The 19,554-nt window shown below is 65.2% G+C and carries 18 protein-coding genes; 6 read left to right on the top strand and 12 right to left on the bottom strand.

Going from position 1 to position 19,554, the window contains the following annotated elements; translation table 11 throughout:
• Positions 1–20 precede the first annotated feature (20 nt).
• Complete coding sequence (locus ACSU04_RS13470; protein ID WP_439289922.1) at positions 21–923, top strand: alpha/beta fold hydrolase; 903 nt, start codon at positions 21–23, stop codon at positions 921–923.
• A complete protein-coding gene (locus ACSU04_RS13465; RefSeq protein WP_439289921.1) occupies positions 920–2,527 on the top strand; it encodes an ABC transporter substrate-binding protein in 1,608 nt (535 codons plus the stop codon). The genes ACSU04_RS13470 and ACSU04_RS13465 overlap by 4 nt, the downstream gene beginning before the upstream one ends.
• Before the next feature lie 90 nt (positions 2,528–2,617).
• Here the strand turns inward: ACSU04_RS13465 and ACSU04_RS13460 are convergent, their stop codons facing one another.
• Genes ACSU04_RS13460 through ACSU04_RS13445 form a run of 4 tightly spaced genes read right to left on the bottom strand, consistent with a single transcriptional unit; the run spans position 2,618 to position 6,307 of the window.
• Entirely contained in the window at positions 2,618–3,271 is a 654-nt protein-coding gene (locus ACSU04_RS13460; RefSeq protein ID WP_439289920.1) for a response regulator, read from the bottom strand.
• Positions 3,268–4,557: a sensor histidine kinase gene (locus tag ACSU04_RS13455; protein WP_439290112.1), complete on the bottom strand. Its 1,290-nt coding sequence runs from the start codon at positions 4,555–4,557 to the stop codon at positions 3,268–3,270. The genes ACSU04_RS13460 and ACSU04_RS13455 overlap by 4 nt, the downstream gene beginning before the upstream one ends.
• A gap of 20 nt (positions 4,558–4,577) precedes the next feature.
• The gene (locus tag ACSU04_RS13450) at positions 4,578–5,399 is read right to left on the bottom strand and encodes an ABC transporter permease (protein ID WP_439289919.1); all 822 of its coding nucleotides are present in this window, start codon (positions 5,397–5,399) and stop codon (positions 4,578–4,580) included.
• A complete protein-coding gene (locus tag ACSU04_RS13445; RefSeq protein ID WP_439282898.1) occupies positions 5,396–6,307 on the bottom strand; it encodes an ABC transporter ATP-binding protein in 912 nt (303 codons plus the stop codon). Before ACSU04_RS13445 ends, ACSU04_RS13450 begins: the two co-directional genes overlap by 4 nt.
• A gap of 201 nt (positions 6,308–6,508) precedes the next feature.
• On the opposite strand from ACSU04_RS13445, the gene ACSU04_RS13440 reads away from it, so the two are divergent.
• From ACSU04_RS13440 to ACSU04_RS13430, 3 genes are all read left to right on the top strand, one after another.
• A complete protein-coding gene (locus ACSU04_RS13440; RefSeq protein ID WP_439289918.1) occupies positions 6,509–7,030 on the top strand; it encodes an HtaA domain-containing protein in 522 nt (173 codons plus the stop codon).
• A 1-nt stretch (position 7,031) separates the two neighbouring features.
• Positions 7,032–8,000: a PaaX family transcriptional regulator gene (locus ACSU04_RS13435; protein ID WP_439289917.1), complete on the top strand. Its 969-nt coding sequence runs from the start codon at positions 7,032–7,034 to the stop codon at positions 7,998–8,000.
• Positions 8,001–8,078: 78 nt separating this feature from the next.
• Positions 8,079–9,110: an ABC transporter substrate-binding protein gene (locus ACSU04_RS13430; RefSeq protein WP_439289916.1), complete on the top strand. Its 1,032-nt coding sequence runs from the start codon at positions 8,079–8,081 to the stop codon at positions 9,108–9,110.
• 56 nt (positions 9,111–9,166) lie between these two features.
• Here the strand turns inward: ACSU04_RS13430 and ACSU04_RS13425 are convergent, their stop codons facing one another.
• From ACSU04_RS13425 to ACSU04_RS13395, 7 genes are read right to left on the bottom strand one after another with little or no spacing between them, the layout of a single operon-like run.
• Positions 9,167–10,279, bottom strand: coding sequence for a CapA family protein (locus tag ACSU04_RS13425; RefSeq protein WP_439289915.1), 1,113 nt, complete (start codon positions 10,277–10,279; stop codon positions 9,167–9,169).
• A complete protein-coding gene (locus tag ACSU04_RS13420) occupies positions 10,276–11,649 on the bottom strand; it encodes an MmgE/PrpD family protein (RefSeq protein WP_439289914.1) in 1,374 nt (457 codons plus the stop codon). The genes ACSU04_RS13425 and ACSU04_RS13420 overlap by 4 nt, the downstream gene beginning before the upstream one ends.
• Positions 11,646–12,608 carry an ABC transporter ATP-binding protein gene (locus tag ACSU04_RS13415; protein ID WP_439289913.1) on the bottom strand — a complete coding sequence of 321 codons (963 nt, stop codon included), beginning with the start codon at positions 12,606–12,608 and terminating at the stop codon, positions 11,646–11,648. Before ACSU04_RS13415 ends, ACSU04_RS13420 begins: the two co-directional genes overlap by 4 nt.
• Position 12,609: 1 nt before the next feature.
• Positions 12,610–13,623 carry an ABC transporter ATP-binding protein gene (locus tag ACSU04_RS13410; RefSeq protein ID WP_439289912.1) on the bottom strand — a complete coding sequence of 338 codons (1,014 nt, stop codon included), beginning with the start codon at positions 13,621–13,623 and terminating at the stop codon, positions 12,610–12,612.
• Between the two features lie 5 nt (positions 13,624–13,628).
• Complete coding sequence (locus ACSU04_RS13405) at positions 13,629–14,531, bottom strand: ABC transporter permease (protein WP_439289911.1); 903 nt, start codon at positions 14,529–14,531, stop codon at positions 13,629–13,631.
• Positions 14,532–14,536: 5 nt separating this feature from the next.
• Positions 14,537–15,520: an ABC transporter permease gene (locus ACSU04_RS13400; RefSeq protein ID WP_439289910.1), complete on the bottom strand. Its 984-nt coding sequence runs from the start codon at positions 15,518–15,520 to the stop codon at positions 14,537–14,539.
• A gap of 37 nt (positions 15,521–15,557) precedes the next feature.
• A complete protein-coding gene (locus ACSU04_RS13395; protein WP_439289909.1) occupies positions 15,558–17,135 on the bottom strand; it encodes an ABC transporter substrate-binding protein in 1,578 nt (525 codons plus the stop codon).
• Positions 17,136–17,386: 251 nt separating this feature from the next.
• Here ACSU04_RS13395 and ACSU04_RS13390 point away from each other — a divergent pair, with 251 nt between their 5' ends.
• Entirely contained in the window at positions 17,387–18,592 is a 1,206-nt protein-coding gene (locus ACSU04_RS13390) for a cytochrome P450 (RefSeq protein WP_439289908.1), read from the top strand.
• Between the two features lie 40 nt (positions 18,593–18,632).
• On the opposite strand, the gene ACSU04_RS13385 is transcribed toward ACSU04_RS13390, so the two are convergent.
• A complete protein-coding gene (locus ACSU04_RS13385) occupies positions 18,633–19,535 on the bottom strand; it encodes a PaaX family transcriptional regulator (protein WP_439289907.1) in 903 nt (300 codons plus the stop codon).
• Positions 19,536–19,554: the final 19 nt, after the last annotated feature.

Here is a 19,554-nt window from a genome sequence, read left to right as displayed (position 1 = left end):
CCAGCCCACGAGGAGGTTTTATGCCCATTCAGAAGCTCACCGACGTCGAACTCTGGTTCGACGAATACGGCCCCGACGATGCATCCGAGGTTTTCCTCTCCAGTGCGATGGGGTACTCGGGACTCGACGGATATCCCGAACGCCTGTCAGAGGCGCCCACCGAGTACAAGGTGTACACGATCCAGGCGCGCGGTTTCGGCCGATCATCGCGCACCGCGAGCGTGCCCGACGAAGGGTGGCTGGCGCAGTGGGCAGACGACGTCGTCGCCTTCGCCGACGCGAAGGGCATTGACCGGTTCGTCTACACCGGCGCATCGCACTCGGCGGGTATTGGCTGGTATATCGCCGTCCGGCATCCCGAGCGCCTGAAGGCCTTCGTCTCGGTCGTCGGCACGCCGCATGACCGCTTCGGTGTGACGGACTCATCCGAGGGCCGTCGGGAATCGATCCGTGCACGTATGGAGGGCGACGTCGACGCCATGCGTGTGCAGTTCGAGAAGCTCGGTGGTTGGCTTCATGACGATGAGACCGAGCGGCGTCGTGACCGGGATCTGCTGATCGATGGAGCGATCGCCGGTGCGATGAGGCGCGACGACGATGAATCGCAGATCAATCAGGGGATGCCTTTTCCCGAGGCGAAGACGAACGACGAGCTCGCGGCTGTCCTGCGCACCATCACCGTGCCCACGCTGATGCTCGCTGGCATGCGTGACGGCATCGTCTCACCCGAATCATCTCTCCGCGGCGTCATGAACGTCAGAGACTCCAAAGCAGTCTTCTTCGAAAGCGAAGGACACTACATGACCCGGGAGATCCCCGAGCGTCTCATCCGCGAAGTCCGTCTCTATATGGGCGAAATCAATGACACCGCTCAGCCCGCGCGGCGTCCCGTTCACGATCACACGAAAGTAGACACAGTATGAGAAAGCTGGCACAGCGTCGTCGCCACGCATCGCGGTGGGGAGCCCTCGCCGCATCCATCACCTTGGTCGCAGGTCTCACCGCATGCGGTGCTGACACCAGCGCCGACGTCACCGCGAATACCGATGGCCCCGTCTCCGAGCGCGGTGAAGAGCTCATCCTGCAGTTTCGCGGGGCTCCGATCTCCCTGGATCCAGCGCTCCAGGGAACGGCCAGCGGCTCGGTGTTCACCGTGCTCGCCTACGACCCCGTCATCTATCAGGCGCCCGATGGCAGCCTGCAACCCTCGCTCGCCACTGATTGGGGATATGTCGACGACGACTATCGTCAGTTCGAGTTCACCCTGCGCGATGGCGTTGAGTTCGCCAGCGGTGAGCCGGTCGACGCCGATGCGGTCAAGGCGTCGTTGGACTACTTCCTGGGCGCTGGCGGCGGTCAGCTCCCGCGTGTCGGTCCGGTCTCGAGCGTGGAAGCGGTCGACGAGAGCACGGTGCGCATCAACTACGACGCACCCTGGGCGGATGCCGCATTCTCGTTGACGCAGACGGTGATGTTCGGAAACATCATCGGGCCGGATGCACTCGCGGACCCGAGCTCGTTGCTCCAGATCATGGACGGAGCCGGACAGTACGTCTACGATGCTGAAGCCTCGGTGCCCGACTCTGAGTACGTCTACGTGCACAATCCGAACTATTGGAACCCCGACGCTCAGATGTGGGACAAGGTGGTGGTCGAGATCATCGCCGATCCGAACGCCGTGCTGAACGCGGCTTCGACCGGGCAGATCGATTTCGGGCTCGGGTCACCGCTTTTCGCTGAAGCAGCCGAGGCTGCAGGACTCACCGTGGAGGCCGCACCGTTCTACAACTGGGAGCTGCGTCTGCACGACGTCAATGGAGAGGTGAACCCGGCACTTGCCGATCAGCGCGTACGTGAGGCCATCGGCCTCGCGATCGATCGCGAATCGATCGTGGCGGCGCTCGGGGGTGAGTACATGTCGCCGAGCACTCAGCTCGTCGTTGAAGGTCTCAAGGGATACAACGCCGAGATCGGATGGGGCTTCGACCTCGAACGGGCGGAGGAGCTGATGGCAGAGGCGGGTTACGAGGACGGCTTCGCGATGTCGCTGGTAGACAGCAGTCTGCAGGACAACCAGTCCCAGATCGCCCAGGCCGTTGCGAGTGCGCTCGAAGCGATCGATATCGATGTGAAACTCGTCGTGGACGCCGTCAGCATCCCGTCCTTCGCCGAGAAGGTCGAATCCGGCGACTACGAGGCGAGTATCTGGGCCTCCAACGGCAACGTCGGCGACGCTTATCGTCCGTTCCGGAGCGCAGGGTCGATGAACAACCCGTTTGGAGTGATGGACGAGGAGATGGAGACCCTATACACCGCAAGCCTCTCCGTCGGCGGGGATGAGCTCGAGCAGACCTACCAGGAGATGAGCGAACGCTGGCAGGAGGCCGCGTTCTCGATCCCGATCCTCACCGGGTATTTCGTGAACTACATCGGACCGAAGATCACGAATGTCAATTCCTCGTCGTTGAACCCGGTGATGCTGCCGGTAGGGCCAGAGCCCGAATACAACTGGCAGCCCGCGCAATAAGTGGATGAAGGACCGCGAAGGAGTTGCCTTCGCGGTCCTTTCCGCGGCACGGTTGTGGCCGATAGCCGGTCCAACTGCTCGTCGCGGCCCTCACACCATCCCATGCCGATGCGCGAGGATCACGGCGTGCACGCGGTCCCTGGCCTCGAGCTTCATCAGCACGCGCCCGACGTGCGTCTTGACAGTCGACTCGCTCAGGAAAAGGCTGTGCGCGATCTCTGCATTTGTGTGGCCGCGAGCGATCGCGACGAACACATCGCGCTCGCGATCGGTGAGTGACGCGGTGGGATCGGGCTCGTCGCTCGCCGGAGCCAGATGAGGCCCGAGGTGCTCGAGTAGTCGGCGGGTGACACGCGGCGCGAGCGCCGCGTCGCCGCGATGCACGGCCCGCACTGCTGAGGTCAGCTCATGCCGCTGCGCGTCCTTGAGGAGGAATCCGCTCGCGCCCGCACGGATCGCACCGAACGCGTACTCGTCGAGGTCGAATGTGGTCAGCACCAGCACCCGGGTATCCGGCAGCGACTGCACGATTGCCTCGGTCGCAGCGATCCCGTCGAGTCCAGGCATCCGGATGTCCATCAGCACGACATCCGGGGTGAACTCCGTCGCCCGCCGGATCGCCTCTTCGCCGTCGCTCGCCTCACCGACCACGACCATGTCGGATTCCGCTTCGAGCACCAGGCGGAAGCCGACCCGGATGAGCTCCTGATCATCGACGAGGAGTATACGAATGGGGTCGATCATGGGGCATCCTCGATTGCAGGGGAAGGGGGAGAGTCGGATGCCGCAGGCAGCTCCGCCCGAAGCATCCATCGATTTTCGCCTGCAGGCACTGAATGCACCGTGCCATTCACATGGGCTGCGCGCTCGCTCAGCCCGCGCAGCCCGAACCCGGTCGTGCCGATGGGGTCCGAGGCCCCATCGTTATAGATCTCGACCACGATCGGATCCGCTGAGTAGTCGATGCGCACCTCGATCTTTGACGCGTGCGGGGCATGCCGCATGGCGTTGGTGAGCCCCTCCTGCACGATCCTGCCGATCGCGAAGCTCACCGCCGGCGTCACGTTCGCCTCTCCGGTGGTCGTGAGCGTGACCGGATAGCCGGCATTCTGTGCGGTCTGGACGGTGACGTGCGGCTGCACCGGCGCGGACGGAGCCAGCGGGAGGTCAGAGTCTGCATCGCGGAGGACTCCGAGCATCGACCGCATCTCAGTGAGGGCGCCGCGGGCGGTCGCCGCGGCCGCAGTCGAAGCATCCCGAGCCCTGTCCTGATCGGCGGTCGCCGCGGCGCCCTCAGAGAGGGCGACGATCACGGTGAGCGAATGCGAGACGATGTCGTGCATCTCGCGTGCGATGCGGGCCCGTTCGCTCGCCGCAGCCAGCAGCGCCTGCTGATCGCGCTCGATGAGCAACTGGCGCGAGCGATCGATGACAGCTTCGATATAGCGCTTGCGGCCGCCGACGTTGATGCCGATCAGTGTTCCAATCAGCGCGAGCGTGAGTTGGCCGAGGACACCGTTCAGCGAATCCTGGAGCGTGATGGCTCCGGCGCGCTCGAGGATGAATGAGATGAGCGTCAGCGTTCCGATGCCGATCCCCAGCCCCGTCCATGCGGCACGAGTCGAGCGATAGACCGCGAGCGTGTAACTCGTGACGACGAGAAGCGGGCCGCCTGCGGGCTCGAGCAGGAACAGATACGCGACAGCTACCGCGTATGAGGCGGCGAAGGTCACCACTGGCCACTGCCTGCGGCGCAACAGCAGAGCGCAGGCGATCACGACCAGGACCACGAGGATGACATTGGTGATCACTGGTGGAGGGTCGATGACCCTGAGCCCGCCGCCGGGTGTCGTTTCGTATGAGGTGAAGAAAGTTGCCGGCGCGATCCCGAGGAGGAGGCAGATGACGGCGATGATGACATCGGCTGCGATCGGATGCCGCGCCCAGAAGCGCCGGATGATGCCGGGCGGACGCGGCAGCCGCAGCTCGTCGTCCTCACGGACGGCGGTGCTGCGGCTGCGCGAATTCATCACGGCCTCGACTTTACGCGTCACGCATCGCGGGTGCGCAGTACCGCCCAGGCGGACAGCATCCCCGCGGTGACCCATGCGGCCAGCGTCAGGTAGGCCTCGACGAGGGGCAGACCCCAGTCATCCTGCGGCAGGATCGCGCTCTGCGCTGCGGCCATCGGCAGGTGTCCGATGACGTCACCGATCCACTGCCACTCCTCTCCTGGCATTGCGAAGATGCTTCCCACGATCGGGAGGACGAACAGGAGTCCGACGGTCGCGGCGATCGCGCCGGCGCCGGAGCGGATGAGGAAGCCGAACGCGACGCCGATCAGGGCGAAGACCGCCATCGAGATCGATGAGGCGAGGATCGGCAGCATCGATTTGGCCGGGTCATCCCAGGCGAACGGCATGTCCCTGCCGGCGAAGATCGGCGTGACCGCGATCGCGGCGACGAGGAAGATCACGAGCGAGGTGACGAACATGAACACCGCGACGACGATCGCCTTGGCGGCGAGGACCGATCCACGGACCGGATCGGCAGCCAGCGTGGAGCGGATCATCCCGGTCGAGTACTCGCCGGTCACCGCGATGACCCCGAGGATGCCGGCGAGCAGCATCGTGAACTGGATGGGCGAGACCACGGCCTGGATGGGCTCGAATCCCGGGACGTCCATGGCGAGTGCGACGAGGACGGCGATGCCGATGGTCAGCACGGCGACCAGGCCGATCGACCACCAGGTCGAGCGCAGCGTGGACAGCTTGATCCACTCGCTGTGCACAGTCCGGAAGAACGTGAGGCGGTACGGCGACGCACTCTGCGTGCGCAGCGGCGCCGGAGCGGCGGGAGCCACGGTGGTCATGAGATCTCCTTCGAGCGGTACTCGACCGATTCACCGGTGAGTGCGAGATAGGCATCCTCGAGAGACCCGGTGGCCGGAGTCAGCTCGTGGATGGGGATGCCGCGGTCTGCGGCGATGTCTCCGATACGGGATGCCGGCAGCCCGACGATCTCGATCGTCTCGGGGCTCGTGCTGACGATCTCGATGTCGGGACCGGCCACCGCGGCGGCGAGGTCGGAGGTACGAGGGCTCCGCACCAGGACGGTGTTCCTTGTCCACGCCCGAACGAGCTCTTCGAGTGGGGCATCCGCGAGTACCTGCCCGCGGCCCATGACGATCACGTGATCGGCGGTCTGCGCCATCTCGCTCATCAGGTGGCTGGACAGCAGCACCGTGCGTCCCTCGGATGCCGCGTGGCGGACGAACTGGCGCACCCAGCGCACGCCCTCAGGGTCGAGCCCATTCACCGGCTCGTCGAGGATCAGCGTGTGTGGGTCTCCGAGCAGTGCCGAGGCGATGCCGAGGCGTTGTCCCATGCCGAGCGAGAACTTGCCGGCGCGCTTTCGTGAGACGGAGCCGATGCCGGCGAGATCGATGACCTCGTCGACGCGTGACAGCGGAATGCCGTGAGTGGCGGCCATCGCGCGCAGATGGTTTCGCGCGGTGCGACCCGTGTGGACGGCTTTCGCGTCGAGTAGTACGCCGACCTCGGTGAGGGGCGCACGCAGCTTGCGGTATTCCTGTCCGTTGACGGTCGCTCGTCCCGATGTGGGGCGGTCAAGGCCCACGACCATGCGCATCGTGGTGGATTTGCCAGCGCCGTTCGGGCCGAGGAAGCCCGTGACGGTGCCGGGTTTGACCGTGAAGGACACGTCCTGGACGGCTGTCTTGTCTCCGAACCTCTTCGTGAGGCCTTCTGCTGTGATCATGTCTTCGACGTTACGGGTCGGGCGCGGGCTGACGCGTCCTCCTGTGGTGCCGAGTTGCGGGTGGGGCGTGGCACTGGGGGACCATGGGCGGCGTCCGAAGCGTCCCAACGGTTAAGTTCGCAGGCTGACGAACCGAGCACTGCTCGTGTGAAGGCCGCTCTTCATTTGACCTTGGCGCGTCCGGTCGTCATCATCGATGTTATGAATGCGCGCTCTGCCTACGACGTCGATGCGCCCACCGCGACTCTGGTCGATGGGCTGTACTGGGGTGTGCGCGGCAGTTTCGTCGAGTACATCCTGAACGGCGGTGATGGTCTCATCCATGCTGACGGCGGAGTCGACACCGACGGGCAGGGGGTGTTCCGCTTTCCCGTAGAGGCCGTGCAGCGAGATGCCGCCGGTTGGGTTCTGAGCTTCGGGGGGCAGTTGCGCTTCATGGCGCACTTCGGGGCTCTCGATGTCGACCTGTCGCGTCCTCGCATCGAGCTCGGTGCGACCGGGCAGCTGATCGTGGATTCGCACGGAGCGGAGACGGTTCTCGCTCGCGTCGAGCCTGCGGAACCCATCGAAGTGGATGGCTGGCTGGTGTGGCCGCCGTTGACGACGCGGCTCACGCTCGCGGGGTCGGTGCTCTTCGGTGGTGTGTACTCAGAGGGAGATGACCTGGACGTGCTTCGCATTGCCGTTGTGGCACCCAGCCGGGTTGACGGAAGGGACTACTGATATGACACCTGAGGATCCCGATCTCACCTCACCGCACGCGCGTACTCGTCGCCTGCCTCGCCCGCATTCCGCAGGCGGACCGCAGCATCTGCTGATCACGCTGTTGGGTGACTACTGGTTTGCGAGGGCTGAGTTGCTGCCATCATCCGCGCTCGTAGATCTGCTGGCGGAGTTCGGCGCGAACGAGAATTCGGCGAGGCAGGCTATGCGACGTCTGACGCAGCGGGGGCTTCTGGTGCAAGGGAAACAGGGGCGAACGACCTCCTACGGCATCCCTCCCGACATCGTCGCGGGGCAGCGGGTGCGCCTTGCGCGTGCGTTGACGTTCGGAGCCGACTTCGACGATTGGGACGGCAGATGGACGCTCGTCTCGTTCTCGATTCCAGAGGCGGAGCGCGACGTGCGCAGGCTCTTGCGCAACGGATTGCGAAACATGGCATTCGGAGACCTTCAGGACGGGGCTTGGATCAGTCCACACGATCGGCGCGAAGACGCCGTCGATTTGCTCGACGAACTTGGTGTGGTGCAGGGGCATGTGATGCGCGCCGAATGGAGCCTTCGCGCTGGTGACACCAGCTCGATCGCTTCCGCATTCCGTCTCGAAGAGCTCAGTGGCGAGTACGACGCGTTCATCAGTGAGTACGAGCCCAGGCTCGCGTGGGCGGAAGGTGGCGTCGAGCCGCACGACGCGTTGCGTGAGCGAACGAAGCTCACGAACGACTGGCTGGCCTTCCGGCTCTCAGACCCGGAATTGCCGGCCGAGTTGCTCCCGGTTGGTTGGCCGCGCCCGAGGGCTCTAAAGATTTTCCGAAGCCTGTACGACGCGCTCGGTCCGGCGGCTGCGTCCCACGTGCGGACTCTGGTCGCGCGCTACGACGAGCCGCTGGCCCGCATCGTGACTTTTCACACCGCGACCACGGCGACGTCGGACGGTGCCAGGCGGCGGGTGGGGCCAGCTGAGAGCGTATAATCCTTGACGTTGAATGTGACGACCGGGTATTATTTTGTAGTGTAACTTCCCTTTACTTACGACAATGGAGTCATTCACATGAGGCGATCACTTTCCCTGCTCGCGCTTGCCATGGCCGGGGCGCTCGCGCTCACCGGTTGCTCAGGCGACGCTAGCGGCGACGAGCCCACCGAAGTCATCTCCGACGGAGATCTCGATGCACTGATCGAGGCAGCCCAGGCAGAAGGGGAGCTTGTGGTGTACCTCACACCGCCGGAGTCGACGGCGCAAGCGCTTGCCGACGCGTTCTTCGACGAGTACGACGTCGAGGCATCCTTTGTCCGCCTCACGGGCGGCGAACTCTCGGCCCGCTACAGTTCCGAGGTCGAGGCGGGCGCTCCGGCGGCGGACATCGTGATCCCGAGCTATGACGCGTTCATCGATGACGGCATCGACGAGGGATGGCTGACCGGTCTCGACGAGGCGGGCATACCGGGCTTCGATGAGTTCCCCGAGGAGGGCAAGATCGACGGCGGTAAGACGGCTGTCGTGCAGTTCGCTCCGAGCGCGCTGTCGTGGAACGTCGACGCGCTCGGAGATCTGCCAGTGCCCGAATCCTTTGACGATCTCGCCGACCCGCAATACAAGGGCAAGGTGCTGCTCAGCGATCCCACCTCGTCGCAGGCATACATCCAGTTCTGGACGATGATTGAAGATGCCTATGGCATCGAGACAGTTGAGGCCATCGCGCAGAACCAGGTGCGACTGTACAACTCGGTTGTCCCGATGACCGAGGCGCTCGGCGCAGGTGAGGGGGCCGTTACAGGCCCCAACGTCGGCCAGGTCGTGGCAGGAGCCGCTGCGCAGGGCGCACCGGTGGAATACGTGGTCCCCGATGTGACGACCGGGCCCGAGATCGTCATGGCGATCTCCACGGATGCTGCAAGCCCGAACGCCGCTCGCCTGTTTGCGCACTTCGTGCTCTCCGAAGAAGGGCAGGCGATTTTGAACGCGGCACCGGGGAACGTCTCGGCGTACAACTACGACGAGATGCCGGCCGAGTACGTGCGTATCGATCGTGACGAGGCGCTCGCCAACGAGCAGACCATCCTGGATGCCTTCGGGCTCTGAGGAAGAGTGAAGGGAGGGGCCCGGGTGCATCAGCGCCCGAGCCCCCTCCCTTCGTCTCAGGCGGGAACGACGAACACCTGATCGCCCTCGACGACGAACGAGGTCGTGAGCCCGGCGGCATCCGATGCTCCGCGCAGGTAGTCGACAACCTCTGCGAACCGCGGATCCGATGGGGCGAGCAACGTCGGCACGGCCATGCGGTCGATCCACACCGGGCGGAAGCGAACGCGCGACACCCCTGCGGCATCAACATCGCAGTCAACGATGATTGACTTGCGTGAATCCGGCGGGAAATTGAACATCCCACCGATGTCGGGCTCCCATCCCGGATGCAGAGACAGAAGATGCCGGAAAGAGGGCCGCGATGCATGCTCCTCGTCCATAGGCAGCTCGATCGCGAAGTTGCCGAGGCTATGGAAGATGGCCTTGCCGCGGTACATCTCGATGCCTTTGAGGATGTGCGCGTGATGTCCGATGACGAGGTCGGCGCCGGCATCGATTGCTGCGTGACCTGCGATTCGCTGGTAATCGGCGAGCTCTGAATAGGAGAAGTGGATACCCCAGTGCATCGACACGATGACGGCATCCGCCTGGTCGCGCGCGCGAGCCACATCGTCGACCATCGCAGCCAGATCGCCGGGATGCGGGAAAGTGTGCATCCGGTGAGGGGTGCCAGGCTGGTCTGGCTCGATCGGCTCATGCACCGTGAATGCACGCAGCGGTGCGACACCCGGGCGCTCGACGGTGGCCCAATACGCCTCGGGCAGGATGCTGCAGTACGCGAGCAGGGCGATTCGCACCCCATTGGTCTCGACGATGCGCACCTGGCGTGCCTGGGCGATGTTGCGACCTGCGCCCAGCGGCACGATGCCGGCCCTGTCGAGGGCATCGACCGTATCGAGGAAGCCCTCCGCACCCCAATCCAAGGAGTGGTTGCTCGCCCAGGATGCGTGAGTGAAGCCGGCGCGGCGGAACGCGGCGGCGGCATCGGGATGCGTGCGGGAGGTGTGCTTGGTCTGCGGCACGCGGGAGCCGCGTTCGGTCAGAGTCATTTCGAGTTGCATGAATGCGACGTCCGCGGCCCGGATGTGGTCGGCAACGTTCTCGAACAGCGAGTCGACGTCGAGGCGCTCGGGCCCGACGTCGCCGACAGCAATGAAACGGATCATAGCGGGGGGTGCATCTTTCTCGTGTGGGGCATCACTGCTGAGACCGGTCCGCCGTCTGGCAGGGCGTCGATCGCAACGATGAGCCGCGTGGCATCTGCTTCGCCGATGATCGGATCGACCAGCGCGTGGAACTTTGCCTCGCGTGCGACACGATCCATCGGTGTGCTCGGGGTTCCGGGCGCTTCAGCCCGAACGGTGATCTCTCGGTCAACGGTACGCAGGGTCACCGTCGACAGCAGGCGGTTGGGGAACGCAGCCTCTGCGGCATCGTCGACATGCAGGGCGACACGCGCCGCGGCGTCTGCCACATCAAGTCCCGCTTCGAATCGCGCGTAGTGAACCGGGTCGTTGCCTCCGCTGATGAGGCGCATGCCCACGGCATGATGCAGACTCATCTGCGCCTCCGTCATGTCGCGAGGTGAACCGCCGATGTGACCGACATGTGCGAGCGTCGCACGGTCGACTCCGACATCGACGGAGACCACACCATTTGGGTGGATGCTGTGTGAGGAGAGAATCTGATCGAGTCCGGCCAGCGGCGCCTGGATGCCGGCGCACACGCACCATCGTTTCAGGGCGAGGCCGTCGAGAGCCCACCGGCTGCCGAGGCCCGCCGTGAGGTGCTCGGGGTTCGGATGCGCGACGAAGGAGTTGAGGAACCCGCGTTCGCCCTCGACGGCCGCGGTCGGAGCCGTGAATCCGCGGGCGGCGATCGCTGCCGATCGGATGCCGGCGCTTGCGGCCATGCCGGCGTGCAGCCGCTTGATGTCTCCGCCGGTGCGGGTGAACTCGGTGGTTCCGCTTGCGTGCGCCGCGGCGATGCCGAGGGCCGCACTGGCGTGAGCGGCGGACAGTCCATCGATTCTGATCGTGGTCGCCGCGGCCCCGAAGACGCCCAGAGCGCTGGTCACGTGGAAGCCGCGGTCACTGGTGAGCGACGGGGTGCAGGCCTCACCGAACCGCACGATCGTCTCGAAGCCGGCGGCCATGGCCGTTAGAAGGATGCGGCCTGAGGTCTCCCGATCCTCACCGACAGCGAAACCGGTGGGAACAACCACGCTGCCGGGGTGCGAAAGTCCAGGCAAGGCGTAGTCGTCGATCTCGAAGCCGTGCGCAGCGGTCGCATTGGTGAGAGCCGCCCACTCCGGTCGCAGGGTGCGATCCAGCGCAGCGGAACGTGAACGACCGGTGGGCGACTCGATCGACGCGTACTCGGCGACACTCCGCGTCCATGGCCGATCCGCACCCACGATCATCGCGCCGATCGTGTCGAGGGTGTGCGCGAGCACCCGATCGATGACGTGCTGAGGCACGTCGTCGAAACGCAGCGACCGCGTCCATTCCGCCAGCTCCTCGGTGGCGCCGCTCATGCGGCGACGCGATCACTGAAGTGGCACGCTGAGAGCTGGCCTTCAGGTGTCTTTTGCAGGGCCGGCGTCTCCCGAGCACAGATGTCCTGGGCGAGCGGGCAACGGGTGCGAAAGCGGCATCCGCTCGGCGGCGCCATCGGCGAGGGCAGGTCTCCACCCAGTGCCACGCCGCGTGCAGGAGCTGCCGGGTCTGGGACCGGTACCGAATCCAGCAGTGCCCTGGTATACGGGTGGCGGGGCCGATCATAGATCTGATCAACTTCCCCGATCTCCACGATGCGTCCGAGGTACATCACGGCGACACGGTCGCTGATGCCTCGCACGACGGACAGATCGTGCGAGATGAAGAGCATCGCCAGACCGTACTGCTCTTTCATCTCCTGGAGCAGATTCACCACCTGCGCCTGCACCGACACATCCAGACTGGCGACCGGTTCATCACAGACGAGCACCTGGGGGCGCATCACCATGGCGCGGGCGATCGCAATGCGCTGACACTGCCCGCCGGAGAACTCTGACGCGCGACGGTCCCCGATCCGATCCGGATCCATCCCGACTGACCGGAGCATCGCGTCGACCCTCTCGTGCGTTTCGTGACGCCCGACACCGGAGATCTGCAGGCCCTCGGCGACGAGGTCGCGCACGCGACGGCGCGGATTCAGAGACGCGCGTGCATCCTGGAAGATCATCTGGATGTCACGGCGCGGTCCTTTCGCGGAATGTCCGGCCGCGCGTCCTTCACCTGCGAGCATGGACCCGCCGAGGGTGACGGTTCCCTCGTCCGGGCCGGGCACGCCCAGCAGGGCGCACCCCGTGGTCGACTTTCCGCATCCTGATTCGCCCACGAGTGCCAGGGTCTCGCCGCTCTCCAGCGTGAAATCCACTCCCGATACCGCCTCAACGGTGCCGCCGGGCACCTTGAATCGCTTGATGAGCCCGCTCACTTCCAGCAGAGGCATGTCACTCTCCTTCCGTGGCAGGGTTGTGGCACCGAAGCGTTCGCATCGACGCCGGCCTGGTGACAGACGGCATCACGTCTGCGCAGTGTGCGAGCGCGTTCGCGCAGCGTGCCGTGAACGGGCACCCGGTGCCGAGCCGCGTCAGATCCGGCGGGTTGCCCGGAATCGCCTGGAGTCGAGACTGCCGCGGGGCATCCAGTCGAGGAATCGCGCGTAGCAGCGCACGAGTGTATGGATGCTGCGGATTCTCGAAGACCTCGCTCGTGGGGCCGGACTCGACGATGAGACCGCCGTACATGACGGCGATCCGATCGGTGCGACCGGCGATGACGGAGAGGTCGTGACTGACCATGAGCATCGCCAGGCCCCGGTCCCGCGCGAGGCGGGCGAGCAGGTCGAGGATCTGTCGTTGCACAGTCACATCGAGGGCCGTCGTCGCCTCATCTGCAATGAGCAGGTCAGGATCGCACACCAGCGCCATCGCGATGGTGATGCGCTGGCGCATGCCACCCGAGAACTGATGCGGGTAGTGCCGGAGGCGGTGCTCCGGATCGGGAATGCCGACCTGCTGCAGCAACGCGACGGTCTTTGCGCGGGCTTCGGTCTTCGACATGCCGAGGTTGGCGATGGCGGCCTCGGATATCTGGCGTCCGATCGGTACAACCGGGTTGAGCGCCATCATCGGGTCCTGGAACACCATCCCGATGCGACGCCCGCGCAGTCGGCGAGCCTTCTCCGCCGGCATCCGATCAAGATGCTCTCCGCTGAGGATCACCGAGCCGCTCACCTTCGCACCAGACGCTGGCGCGCCGATGATGACGCTGGCGAGCGTCGACTTTCCCGAACCCGATTCGCCGACGAGACCGACCACCTCACCCGCGCGCAACTCCAGATCCACGCCGCCAAGAGCGATAACGTCGCCTCGATCCGTGGGGATGGCGCAGCGTGCCTGTTCGACACGCAGCAGCGGCTCATCGGACTTCGCGCGAGTGGCATCCATTGATTCTGAGATCACCGGATTCATGCTGATCCCCGTCCGCTCATGCGGCGACGAAGATGATCGCCGACGATGTTGAAGCTGAGTACAGAGAAGAAGATCATCAGCGATGGCGCGATGATCAGATACGGTGCGCGCGACAGGTTGTCCTTGGCGGATGCGATCATCGACCCCCAGCTCGGCGCCGGAGGCGGAACGCCCACGCCGAGGAAGCTCAGCGATCCCTCGATCACGATGATGATCGCGATCACGACAACGGCGTACGAGATCACCGGCTGGATGCTGTTCGGCAGTAGCTCTCGAAACACCACGCGTGCGCGCCCTGCTCCGAGCGTGCGCGCGGCGGTGACGTAATCACGGCCGAACTGTCCGATCGCCGCAGACCGAGTGAGCCGGGCGAACGGCGGGGCGAACAGGAACCCGAGTGCGACCATCATAGTCGGCACGCCCGGTGTCAGCACTGTTGCCAGTGCCATGAGCAGCAGCAGTGGAGGGAACGATAGCACCGTGTCAGTGAGGACATTGATCACGGCTTCGACAGGGCCGCGAGCGTTCGCGGCGACGAGGCCGAGAGTCACGCCGAGAATCAATGCGATGGCGGTGGCGCCTACACCGACGGCGAGCGAGATACGGATGCCGAAGATGAGTCGAGACGCGACGTCACGACCGATGGCATCGGTGCCGAGCAGCGGGCCTTCGCCGGAGAACGGTGGCAGGCTCGGAGAGCCGACAGGCTCGTCGATCCCGGGGAGCGGGAGCAGGTCAGCGACGAGCGCGAGTACCAGCAGCAGCGCGATCCAGGCCACGGCGAACCAGAGCGTGACGAGGCGGCCTGTGTGCCGAGGGCGTCGAGTCCGGGCGGTCAAGATGGCACGTGTCGTCGGCGGGTGCGCCGACTGCGCGGGAGTGTGTGTGGAGGTGTTCATCTCAGTCATCGGCGTGTGCGGGGGTCGAGGAAGGTGTAAGCGAGATCGACGAGAGCGTTGATCAGCACATAGGTGACAGCGACCAGCACGACGATCCCCTGAATCATCGGGACATCCTTCGCCGGGATCGACTGCAGGGCGAGGCTGCCGAGACCCGGTAGCGCGAACAGGCTCTCGACTACGATCGAGCCGGCCAGGAGCCTGCCGAACGCGACTGCGGCGACGGTGATCAGCGAGAACGACGACGGACGCAGTACGTGTCGCAGCAGGATGTATCGACGTGGCAGACCGCGCACGGTCGCGGTGCGGACGAAGTCCTCTCGAAGTGTGGAGATGACGTCGCCGCGCAGCAGGCGGTAGAAGGCGGGGAACTCCCCGAGCGCCAGCGCGAGCACCGGCACGAAGACGTAGCGCAGATTCTCACCGAGTCCGTCGGACAGGGGCGCCCAGCCGGCCACCGGGAACCAGCGCGTCGCCACGGCCAGCGCATAGACCAGCACGACGCCGACGACGAACACCGGGATGGAGAGGAACGCGGATGCGGTCGCCGACATCGCGCGGTCGAACCAGCCGTTCGCCCGCGATGCGCCGTATACCGCGGCAGGGACCGCGATCAGCAGAGACAGCAGTAGGGCGAGGACGGTCAGCTCGAGCGTGACGGGCAGACGCTGCATCAGCACCTCGGCCACGGGCTGGTTCGACTGGATCGAGGTGCCGAGGTCGCCGGTGAGTGCGTTCCCGAGCCAGCCGATGTAACGGGGCAGGAGCGACTGGTCGTAGCCGTGCGCCTGGTCGAATTCTGCGATCTGCGCGTCGGTGGCACCGGGACCCAGGATCGTCGCACCGGGTGATCCTGGCATCAGGTCGGTCAGCGCAGTCGCGGCGAGCGTGACCAGCAGGAGCACTGCGACCAGGTGCGCGATGCGAGCGAGAGCGGAGCGGGAGCGGATGCGCACGGCGCGCACCCGCTCCCCGGTGGGGGCTGTCACGAAGATTTTCCCTTCACCGTTGCTCTGCCGTTGGTCTTCACTCGGTCAGCCACAGCCGGTCGTAGAGCAGTGAACCGTCGCCGTGCAGCGTGAGGCCGTTGAATGATTCGGCATGCACGGTGTAAGACTCCTGGTTGCGAATTGGAAGTACCGGCACCTCGTCGACCGCGATCTGCTCGACCGTGGCGTAGGCCGCACTGCGCTCGGTGACATCCGTGCTCCCGCGGCCTTCCTCGAGTGCGGCGTCGAGGGCGGCGTTCGAGTAACCCATGTAGTTGGTCTGTCCGCCGGTGGCCAGCAGCTTGGCCAGGTTTGGTTCAGGGTCTGTCACCGGCACGATCTGTGCAGACAGCTGGTAGTCCTGGTTGCGGAACACGCGCTCATCGATCGTTGCGTTGTCGACGGTCTCGACGGTGACCGCCACATTGTCGTACTGCGAGAGCCGACTCTGCAGGTACTCGGCGACACGGGTGAAGAACCCGCTCTGTGGCATCGTGACCGCGAACGAGACGGGGGTGCCCTCGTCTGCCAGTTCATCGAAGAGTTCCTGCGCGGCGTCCGCGTCGTGTTCGACGAAGACGCTCTCGCCTGGGTGGAAGGGTGACTCGGAGCCGTACAGACTGTCGGGCGCTGTCGAGCCCGGATCGACCACCTGGGTGAGGTCGTCGAGGTCGAGAGCGAGCTGGATGGCCTTGCGGGCACGCACGTCGTCGAAAGGTGCGACTCCGGTGTTGAACATGAGCATCGGGCCACTGCCGGCGGGGGCTGACGCGGCGGAGAGGCCGGCATCTAGAGCCGCCTGCTTGAAGGAAAGCTCGGAGCCGGGAATCGCGGCGTGTGCCGCACCGGTCTGCACCGAGTTGATGCGTTGGGTGGGGTCGCGCAGCGGCTTGAACGTGATCGAGTCGAGGTAGGGGAGTCCGTCCTGGAAGTAGTCGGGATTGCGGACCAGCGTCATGTGGTCATCGCGCACCCAGTCCTCGAGCATGAATGGTCCCGCACCGACCGGGTTGTTCGCGAAGTCCGGGTCGCTCTGGATCGCGTCGGGCGAGGCGATGTGAGTCAAGCTCGTGGCGAGGATCTTGTCGAACTGAAGGTTGGGTTCGGAGAGTTCCAGGGTGAGAGTGGTCTCGTCGATCACCGTGAAGGTCACGCCCTCCAGCAGGCCCGCGAGCGGCGACGCTGTCGCCGGATCCTGAATGCGCTCGTAGTTGAAGACGACGGCGGCGGCATCCAGAGGCGTGCCATCGGTGAACGTCACGCCCTCGTTCAACGCCATCGTCCAGACGGCGCCCTCGTCGTCAGGTTCCAACGACTCGCCGATCTGCCCCTCGACCTCACCCGTCGCGGCATCCGACCAGAACAGGACATCGTAGATCGCCGACGTCCGGTTCGCATCACCGGAGGGTGTCAGGTTGAACAGCATTGCAGGATCGAGTCCTCGAACGGCTTCCACGCCGAGGATGATTGTGGCGTCTCCACCGGTGACCGGTTGGCCGGTCGTGTTCTCAGCGTCAGCGGGCGGTGTCGTCTCGCCGCTCGGCGCGCACGCCGTCAGCGAGACGAGTAGGCCCGCAGCGACCACGGCCGCGGTAATACGAAGTGAACGGTGCATGTGGTTCCCATCTCCATCGATTTCGGAACGCTCTCCGCGCACGTTGATGCGTCGGACAGCACTTGGCAAGCAATAGTATTCATCGAATGTGACCGATCGTCAAGATCTGTGACGCCAATTATGGATCTCCGTATTCCGCTTCGCTGCGCTGTGGTGCGCATCAATGTCGGCAATCTCGTAGTATTAGACGTCAGCAAAACGTGCGATAGGCACATGTTTATAGTTATATTGACGATGAGAGTGGAGCGAAGATGCAACACGATGCAGGGGCGAAGTGCCCCTTCAATGAAGACTTCGATGCGCACGCCGATGAGACATTCGACAGCCCGCACGACCTCTACCGTCAGCTGCGTGACGAGACGCCGGTTGCCTACTCGCGCGGATACGAGGGGTTCTGGGCGCTCACCCGCTTCGAAGACGTCGAGGCCGCGGCGCGCAACGCCGACACCTTCATCTCCTCGGTGCGCGCGGTGGTACCGAGTGATCCGCGTGGCATCCGTCGCCCACCCCTGAATTTTGATGCGCCTGCGCATTCGCCCTTCCGGCGCGCGCTCGATCGCACTCTGCATCATGCGGGACTGGAGCGCCTTGAACCGCTGCTGCGCGCGCATGCCGAGCGAGAACTGCAGCCGTTCCTGGATGCGGGCACCGGCGATATCTGTCGTACCTTCGGCACCATCTACCCGGCATACACCGCGGCGGAATGGCTGAATCTCGAACACGACGAGGTAGCGCGGCTCGCCAGCGTCTCCAGTGAATGGGTCGATGCCTGGCGCCGTCAGGACGGTGCGACGGTCACCGCCCGCAGCGAGGAGATGTACGGGATGGCCCGCGCTCTGGTTGCGGATCGCCGTGAATATCCACGCCCGATCGAGAGCGATCCGGCCAGCTCTCTGCTCTCTGAGGAGTATGAAGGAGCGCCGCTGTCCGACGAGCTCGTTGTCGGAGCGCTGCGGCAGTCACTTGTCGTCGGGCTCGTCGCGCCGCCCATCTTGCTGGGGGGTATCTGCGTGCACCTCGCGCGTGACCCAGAGCTGCAGTCGCGGCTGCGTGCCGACCTCAGTCTTGTCCCGGCCGCGCTTGAGGAGTTCATTCGGCTCTACACGCCGTACCGCGGTTTCGCGCGCACGGTGTCAGAGCCGGTCGAGTTGCACGGCCGCACGATCGAGCCCGGTGTGCCGGTGACGCTGGTGTACTCCTCCGCGAATCGGGACGAGCGGATGTTCCCCGATGCCGATGAGTTCATCCTGGATCGACCGAACATCGCGCGCCACCTCGGGTTCGGCCGAGGGAGGCACCGCTGTGTCGGAATGTCCCTGGCACGCCTTAGCCTGCGGATCGCGCTGGAGACTATCCTTGCGCGCACGACGTCGATCGAGCTCGCGGGCGCCATCGAGGCGACCCGCATGCCCGAGCTCGGTGCGCAGAGCGTTCCGTTGCGCGTCGTGGCGGCCTGACGCGCGAGCCTTCGTGCCCACCCGGGTGGCCGGGTGGGGCTCAGGCGTCGCGAGACGTGTGATGCGAGGCGAGCGCCGCCAGATCCCGATCGATGGCGCCCAGCACCTGGCGGAAACGTGCCTCTGCAGCATCGCCCAGCTCGTCATAGATGCGGAATGCGACCTCGCGCGCGTGTGAACGCGGCCAGCCATCCGGCAGCAGCTCCACAGGCAGGTTGGGGTCGAAGGGTCGGAACTGCAGCCATTCGCTCATCACCTCGGTGCGCATCACGAGCGCGTCGCGTGGCGCGATGCTGCCGGCGAGCACCTGCTCGATCTGCGGCTCGTGTCTGGTGATGAAGTCGCGATAGCGCTGCTCGAGCTCGCGCAGGTCGAACACGTCGACCGCAGAGAAGCTGCGACCAGGTCGCGGAAGCATCGTCGCCCGCAGCACGCTGCCGTCTGACACACCCAATTCCTCGAGCATCTCGATCGCCGCAGTGACGCGGTCATGCGGAGAGATCCAGGTGCCGTCGGTCAGTAGCCCGAAGTCGAGATCGCGCAGCCGGGTACGCAGCACACGGCGTACGTCACGGTCGGCTTCCGGAATCGAGAAGGTGACGAGCGTCCACTGGCCGTCCCAGCCGGTGAGATCGAGGCCAAACCGCAGCACGCGGCGGATGCGGGTGTTGGTCGACTCGGTGATGCGTTCCGGCACGCCATAAGACGTTGTCCGCCCGGACTTCGACTGCACCAGAAGGCCACGTTTGTGCAGTCGTCGGATCGCCTGACGTGCGCCGCTCTCGGTGATGCCGAACTCGGCCAGCAGCGCGACGATCGCAGACGAGGGGATCTCCTCGTTGCGCCCGAACCAATAGTCGCCCAGGAGAGTGACCGTCAGGTACTGCGGTTCACGGCTCGTCGTCGAGCGGGGGAGGCGAGGGCCGGGTGGGAGAGAGTCCACACCCCCACGTTAGTCCGAA

It is taken from the genome of Microbacterium sp. A84 (assembly GCF_051842815.1).
GTDB lineage: Bacteria > Actinomycetota > Actinomycetes > Actinomycetales > Microbacteriaceae > Microbacterium.
The sequence above is the reverse complement of the archived record's forward strand: the minus strand, read 5'-3'. Positions and strand labels throughout refer to the sequence as shown.

Excerpts from the sequence above, each read along its gene's own strand:
- ACSU04_RS13470 (WP_439289922.1), top strand. The coding sequence starts at position 21 with ATGCCCATTCAGAAGCTCACCGACGTCGAACTCTGGTTCGACGAATAC.
- ACSU04_RS13465 (WP_439289921.1), top strand. The coding sequence starts at position 920 with ATGAGAAAGCTGGCACAGCGTCGTCGCCACGCATCGCGGTGGGGAGCC.
- ACSU04_RS13460 (WP_439289920.1), bottom strand. The coding sequence starts at position 3,271 with ATGATCGACCCCATTCGTATACTCCTCGTCGATGATCAGGAGCTCATC.
- ACSU04_RS13455 (WP_439290112.1), bottom strand. The coding sequence starts at position 4,557 with ATGAATTCGCGCAGCCGCAGCACCGCCGTCCGTGAGGACGACGAGCTG.
- ACSU04_RS13450 (WP_439289919.1), bottom strand. The coding sequence starts at position 5,399 with ATGACCACCGTGGCTCCCGCCGCTCCGGCGCCGCTGCGCACGCAGAGT.
- ACSU04_RS13445 (WP_439282898.1), bottom strand. The coding sequence starts at position 6,307 with ATGATCACAGCAGAAGGCCTCACGAAGAGGTTCGGAGACAAGACAGCC.
- ACSU04_RS13440 (WP_439289918.1), top strand. The coding sequence starts at position 6,509 with ATGAATGCGCGCTCTGCCTACGACGTCGATGCGCCCACCGCGACTCTG.
- ACSU04_RS13435 (WP_439289917.1), top strand. The coding sequence starts at position 7,032 with ATGACACCTGAGGATCCCGATCTCACCTCACCGCACGCGCGTACTCGT.
- ACSU04_RS13430 (WP_439289916.1), top strand. The coding sequence starts at position 8,079 with ATGAGGCGATCACTTTCCCTGCTCGCGCTTGCCATGGCCGGGGCGCTC.
- ACSU04_RS13425 (WP_439289915.1), bottom strand. The coding sequence starts at position 10,279 with ATGATCCGTTTCATTGCTGTCGGCGACGTCGGGCCCGAGCGCCTCGAC.
- ACSU04_RS13420 (WP_439289914.1), bottom strand. The coding sequence starts at position 11,649 with ATGAGCGGCGCCACCGAGGAGCTGGCGGAATGGACGCGGTCGCTGCGT.
- ACSU04_RS13415 (WP_439289913.1), bottom strand. The coding sequence starts at position 12,608 with ATGCCTCTGCTGGAAGTGAGCGGGCTCATCAAGCGATTCAAGGTGCCC.
- ACSU04_RS13405 (WP_439289911.1), bottom strand. The coding sequence starts at position 14,531 with ATGAACACCTCCACACACACTCCCGCGCAGTCGGCGCACCCGCCGACG.
- ACSU04_RS13395 (WP_439289909.1), bottom strand. The coding sequence starts at position 17,135 with ATGCACCGTTCACTTCGTATTACCGCGGCCGTGGTCGCTGCGGGCCTA.
- ACSU04_RS13390 (WP_439289908.1), top strand. The coding sequence starts at position 17,387 with ATGCAACACGATGCAGGGGCGAAGTGCCCCTTCAATGAAGACTTCGAT.